The organism is Streptomyces sp. NPDC057307, from assembly GCF_042667665.1.
Classification (GTDB): Bacteria; Actinomycetota; Actinomycetes; order Streptomycetales; family Streptomycetaceae; genus Streptomyces.
The window spans coordinates 1-5,824 of record NZ_JBHUZM010000244.1 but is presented as its reverse complement, the minus strand read 5'-3'; the positions used below and the strand labels follow the sequence as shown (position 1 = coordinate 5,824).

General features: G+C 73.6%; 6 protein-coding genes. 4 read left to right on the top strand and 2 right to left on the bottom strand.

The annotated features are described in order from the left end of the window. Window positions 1-47: 47 nt before the first annotated feature. Window positions 48-326, bottom strand: coding sequence for a hypothetical protein (locus ACFUN8_RS36770; protein WP_383647631.1), 279 nt, complete (start codon window positions 324-326; stop codon window positions 48-50). Between the two features lie 197 nt (window positions 327-523). After that, window positions 524-1,300, bottom strand: coding sequence for a hypothetical protein (locus ACFUN8_RS36765; RefSeq protein ID WP_383647629.1), 777 nt, complete (start codon window positions 1,298-1,300; stop codon window positions 524-526). A gap of 697 nt (window positions 1,301-1,997) precedes the next feature. On the opposite strand from ACFUN8_RS36765, the gene ACFUN8_RS36760 reads away from it, so the two are divergent. From ACFUN8_RS36760 to ACFUN8_RS36745, 4 genes are all read left to right on the top strand, one after another. Continuing rightward, complete coding sequence (locus ACFUN8_RS36760) at window positions 1,998-3,281, top strand: glycosyltransferase family 4 protein (RefSeq protein WP_383647626.1); 1,284 nt, start codon at window positions 1,998-2,000, stop codon at window positions 3,279-3,281. After that, a complete protein-coding gene (locus ACFUN8_RS36755; protein ID WP_383647624.1) occupies window positions 3,278-4,075 on the top strand; it encodes a hypothetical protein in 798 nt (265 codons plus the stop codon). The genes ACFUN8_RS36760 and ACFUN8_RS36755 overlap by 4 nt, the downstream gene beginning before the upstream one ends. 73 nt (window positions 4,076-4,148) lie before the next feature. After that, on the top strand, window positions 4,149-5,117 hold the full coding sequence (locus ACFUN8_RS36750) for a helix-turn-helix transcriptional regulator (protein ID WP_383647620.1): 969 nt from the start codon (window positions 4,149-4,151) through the stop codon (window positions 5,115-5,117). A 401-nt stretch (window positions 5,118-5,518) separates the two neighbouring features. Continuing rightward, window positions 5,519-5,734 carry an I78 family peptidase inhibitor gene (locus tag ACFUN8_RS36745; protein WP_382572420.1) on the top strand — a complete coding sequence of 72 codons (216 nt, stop codon included), beginning with the start codon at window positions 5,519-5,521 and terminating at the stop codon, window positions 5,732-5,734. The last annotated feature ends 90 nt before the right edge of the window (window positions 5,735-5,824 follow it).

Below are 5,824 nucleotides of genomic sequence, written 5' to 3'. Positions count from 1 at the left end.
GACGACATCCGCGCCGGCCCACCGGCTTCTCCGTGTACGCGACGGGGTCAGAGGCCCCGGCGCGGCGCCGGCGGCAGAGCCATCTGCGGCCGGCCGCCCGAATACTGCCGGCCGCTCTGCCACGTGCTGGTGAACGGGGACTGCTGGCCCGAGGAGGACCCGTGCATCCCCGTGCCGAAGGCGGTGAAGCCCAGGTTCTCCTCACCGCTCCGGTCGCCCGGCAGGGTCCTGAACGACCGCAGGTACTCGGAGTACAGCGCGTCGTAGATCGGCGTGGCCGAGTATCCGGACGAGTAACCGGCCGGGGGGTCCTGGGCCGGGCGCATGGCGGGGACCTGGGGCTGGTACTGCTGACGTGAACGGTCGTATGAGTGCACGTAGGTGCCAACGACCCCGTCGTCCGTCGGATGCGGCCTGACCGGCGAAAATGCTGGTCGCGAGGGGTGGGAGGACGCGCCGGCGGAGGTACGGGCCGAGTCCCCGACGCGGTCCCGCTCCCCCTGGGGGGCTTGCCCCTCGTCCGTCACGTGCCGGCCAGCGGCATCGCCGCGGCCACCAGACGCCCGTCGGCCGCGGCCTTGTCCAGCGCGTCGCGCAGCAGGTCCTCACGCGGCTGCTGGCCGATGGAGCCGACCGGCGCCGCGAAGACCAGGACCGTCCGCGACTTGTTGGCGGCGGCCCGCCAGTCACTGGTGACCTGGAGCGGCTGGTGGGCCTGCCACCAGGCGACCGGGGTGCCACCGCCCGTACCGGGCTGGAGGACCGCGTGCAGCTGGCCCATGGCGAGCAGCACGGACCAGCCGGACAGCGTGGCCGGAGGCCGGTTCAGATCGCCGACCGGCTGGAAGCCCTGCTCCACGAGGAGCGGCAGGAACTCGTCCTCGTCGCCGGCCGAACCGGGCCGGGCGATGGGACCGGTCGGCTCGACCACCAGGGCCGGGTGCAACTGGTTGTCGATCAGGACCAGACCGCTGGTGACACCGAGGACGGCCTGTTCACCGCCGGTGCCCGTCGGCCGGGGGTCCGCGCCGGTGATGCTGCGGACGGCGCCCTGGAGCTGGTCCTCGGCCACCTTGACGACCTGGGACGGGATGCAGGTGGCGTGGGCGAAGGCCAGGACGGCGGTCTCCTCGCCGATGAACAGCACCGTGCTGGTGCGCTCAGTTTCGGAGTCGCCCGGGGTACGGCAGGAGGTGCAGTCGTAGCTGCCCGGGGAGTTCTCGCCGACGAGCAGGCGATCGGCTTCTTCGTCGCCGATCTCGGCGCGTACGTCTTCGCTGACGTCGAGCATGCGCGGCACGGGTGGCTCCTCGAACTCGGTGCGTGGGCCGGGCTGTTCCCGGCTCGTAAAGAGACAACGGGTGAGCTGTCGCCGGGGTCACGCGCGAAGCCGGACGAATCGAACCACCGCCGCGGGGGCCCGCCTTCGAACGAACGACCGCGGCCGCACCGCCGATCCTCCCCCTTGCGATCGCACGCACCGACGTGCCATCGGCCGCCGCGGCGTCGGCCGCTCCCTGATCGGGCCCGATCGACAAGACGCGCCCTGGCCCGGCGCCCGTCGCGTTGTGGTCGTCGGCCGGGCGAGGACGGTCGGTCCTCGGCAACACCGGTCCGCCGCCGCCGCGCGATCGCACGCACCGACGAGGCAGCGGGCGAGCCGTCGGTCGCTCCGCGTCGGTGAGTCTTGCCTGGCGCACGGACAACGCGACTTCGTCGTGTTGTCGGAGCCGGCCAAGTACGCCCGGTACGAGGCGGATCCTCCGCCTCGCGACGCACCGCACCAGCCGCCCGCGGGCCCCGCCCCCGCCCTGCGGGCAGACGGCGTCACCTCGCGGACACCCCTCGCCCCGTACGGGTGAAGCTTCCCGGCGCCCCCGCCCCGTCGGCCCGGGGCCGGTGGCGGGCCGCGCCAAGGTGCGGCGGTGGCGTCGCACCGGCCGGGCCGGTACCCGGCCTACAGTCGCGGCAGGTTGACCAGGGAGACACCGCAGCCCATGTACATCTCTTTTCTGCTCCACAACGCCTTCGGCGTCGGCGGCACGATCCGCACCACGTTCAATCTCGCGCGGGCGCTCGCCGAGCGGCACGACGTCGAGATCGTCTCGGTCTTCCGGCACCGCGAGGAACCGACACTGGGCGCGCCCGAAGGCGTCCTGCTGCGCCATCTCGTCGATCTGCGCAAGAACAGCGCCGGTTACGACGGCGCTCACCCCGACCTCGCCCGGCCGGCCACGGTCTTCCCGCGCGGCGACGGGCGGCACCGGCAGTACAGCCGCCTCACCGACACCCGCATCGCCGAGCACCTGCGGTCGCTGACGGCCGACGTCGTCGTCGGCACCCGGCCGGGGCTCAACTGCCATATCGCCCGGCAGACCCGGCGCGGCCCGGTCAGGGTCGGCCAGGAGCACCTCACGCTGGACAGTCACAGCCACCGGCTGCGCCGCGAGATCACCCGCCGGTACATGCTGCTCGACGCCGTCACCACCGTCACCGAGGCCGACGCGCGCGCCTACCGGTCCCGGCTGCGCCTGCCCGGCGTACGGATCGACGCCGTGCCGGGCAGCGTGCCCGCGCCGAGCGTCGCCCCCGCCGACTCCACCGGGAGGTGGGTCGTGGCGGCGGGCAGGCTCACCTCGGTCAAGCGGTACGACCTGCTGGTCAGGGCCTTCGCCACAGTGGTGGCCGCCCGCCCCGACTGGCGGCTGAGGATCTACGGCGCGGGGGACGAGACCGGCGACGAACGCGCCGCGCTGCGTGCCCTGATCGAGGAGCGCGGGCTCTACAACCACGTCCATCTCATGGGCACGGCGCACCCGCTGGAGCCCGAGTGGGTCAAGGGTTCGATCGCCGTCGTGACGTCGAGCCACGAATCCTTCGGCATGACCATCGTCGAGGCGATGCGCTGCGGCGTACCCGTCGTCTCCACCGACTGCCCGCACGGGCCCGGCGAGATCATCGAGGACGGGGTCGACGGCCGGCTGGTGCCGGTCGGGGACGTGGACGCGATCGCCGGCGGACTCCTCGCGCTGATCGAGGACGACGAACTGCGGCGGCGTACGAGCCTGGCGGCCGTCGAGTCGTCCGCCCGGTTCGACCCGGCGCGGATCGCCGAGCGCCACGAGGCCCTGTACGCCGCCCTGGTCGCGCGGCGCCGGGACGCGGGACCGCGCGGGGCGGTGCTCGGCGCCGTACGGCGCGGCCGTGGCCTCCTCGTGGGCGGTACGCGGACGGTGCGCGAACTGGCGGCGGCCGTGGTCCGCAGGGTGAGGACCCCATGAGCGCCCCCACCGCGCACTGCACCGCCGACGCGGCGGGCACCGTCACCTTCGAGCTGACCGAGCTGACCGAGCTGACCGAGCCCGCCGAGCCCGCCGGGGCCGCCGGCACGGAGCTGGTGCTGCGCCGACGCGGCGGCGCCACGCCCGCGGACGAGGTACGCCTGCCGCTGACCGGACCCCGCGCCGTACTGGACCACGCCGTGCCGCTCGCCGAGGGCCACTGGGAGATCGAGCGCGACGGCCGGCCCGTCCGCCCCGGCACCCGGGACCTGCGCGCGCTCGTCGACCGGATCCCCGGCGCCGGGCCGGTCACCGTCCGTGTCCCGTACCCGACCGCGGACGGCCGTCTCGCGCTGCGCTGCTGGGTCCGCGCACCGCACGCGGAGGCCGGGGCGATCCACCTCGCGGACGGCGCCATGACCGTGGAGGGCGTGCTGTACGGCGCCGAGGCGGGCGACGGCGCGACGGCCGAGGCGCGGCGGCGCGGGAGCGAGGGCGACAAGGAGCCCCGTACGCGTCGGGTCCCCGTCACGGGCGGGCCGGGCGGGGCCTTCACCTTCACCCTGCCGTACGCGGCGCTGGCCGAACCGGCCATGACGGTGCGGCGGTTGTGGGACCTGTGGCTGCTGCCCGCGCACGGCGCGGCCGCCGTCCGGCTCTCCCGGATCCTCGACGACGTGTGGGACCGGGGGAGCATCTACGTCTACCCGGCGTACCGGGCGGACGGCTGGCTGGCCGCCCCCTGCTACTCGGGGGACAACGACCTCCGCGTACGCCTGGATCCGGGGGACTGACGGCCCCGACCGCCCCCGCCCAGGCCCCCGCATGCGGACAGTCCCTGTCCTCGACCGCTGGCAGAATCGACGCATGCTGGAGACCTCGGCCCGACTGCTCCGCCTGCTCTCCCTGCTGCAGGCCCACCGCGAATGGACCGGCCCCGACCTGGCCGAACGCCTGGGGGTGACGCCCCGCACCGTACGGCGCGACGTCGACCGGTTGCGGGAGCTGGGCTACCCGGTGAACGCCAGTCCGGGCACCGGCGGCGGCTACCAGCTCGGCGCCGGGGCCGAGCTGCCGCCGCTCCTGCTGGACGACGAGGAGGCCGTCGCCGTCGCGGTGGGGCTGCGTACGGCGGCGGGCCACGGCATCGACGGCATCGGCGAGACCTCCGTCCGCGCGCTCGCCAAGCTGGAACAGGTCCTGCCGAGCCGGCTGCGCCGCCGTGTCGGCGCGCTCAACGCGTTCACCGTCCCCATGCTCCGCGGCCCCGGCGGCCCGACCGTCGACGCGAGCCTCCTCACCGAGCTGGCCAACCTCTGCCGGGACGGCGAGCGGCTGCGCTTCGACTATCTCGACCACGTCGGCGCCGCCAGCCGCCGCACGGTGGAGCCGCACCGGCTCGTGTGCACCGAGCGCCGCTGGTATCTGGTCGCCTGGGACCTGGACCGCGCCGACTGGCGTACGTTCCGGGCCGACCGCATCACGCCCAGGCCGCCGCACGGCCCCCGCTTCCCGCCCCGTGAACCGCCCGCCGACGATCTGGCCGCCTATGTCTCCGAGGGTGTCTCCACCCGGGCCTACGCCGAGGCCGCGGTGATCAGGCTCCACGCGTCCGCGGCGGAGGCGGCGCAGCTGGTGTCACCGTCCGCCGGTGTGCTGGAGCCGGTCGACGAGCACAGCTGTCTGCTGCGTACCGGGGCGGGCGGTCTCGACGTGATGGTGGTCCACGTGATGCTCCTCGGCATCGACTTCGAGGTGGTCGAACCGCCGGAGCTGACGGAGCACATGAGGACGGCGCGGGACCGCCTTTCGCGGGCGCTGGGGGACGCTCCGTAACACCGGAGTCGCCGCGTCCGGGGTCATCCGGAAGGTGTCGTACCGCCGATGATTGTGCGAGGGCGAGGTGAATTCCGTACGGCGTGTCAAATACCGACGGAGCGTCGAACGGGGGAATTCGGAGCCCGGAAAATACGGTGATCTTCGAGTCTGCCGAATTGCTTATCGCTTACTTAAGGCGGACATGTGAACAGCGGTCCGAAGACCTGGAGGAGTCACCGAACATGTGTCGTGATCCTGTGACACAAGTGTGACCGCGGTCGTACGTAAGTGCGTGGGGACAGTGACCGGGCATCCGCCGGAGGCGAGCGTTCCGTCACCGTCCGCCGTCGCCGCCCGCTCGCCCGTCGCTCGCCCCGCAGACCGGGCCAGGACGGCCCGGAAGCCCTAGGCTGAGCCGTATGGCATCGATACCGACACCTCCGGCACAGCCCGACGACGCGCCCGACTCCTATGTGGGCCTCGCCGCCCCCGAGGCCGAGCGGATCGCGCGCGAGCGCGGCTGGACCACCGTCAGGGCGCTGCCGCCGGGCGCCATCATCACCATGGAGTTCCTGCAGGGGCGGCTGAACTTCGAGGTCGAGAACGACACCGTCATCCGCTGCTGGCTGGGCTGACGCGACCGTTCGACATCGCCGGTCGACGTCGCGAGTCGACGTCACGCGTTGACCTCACACAGCGGAAGACCCCGGCGGACGCGCCGGGGT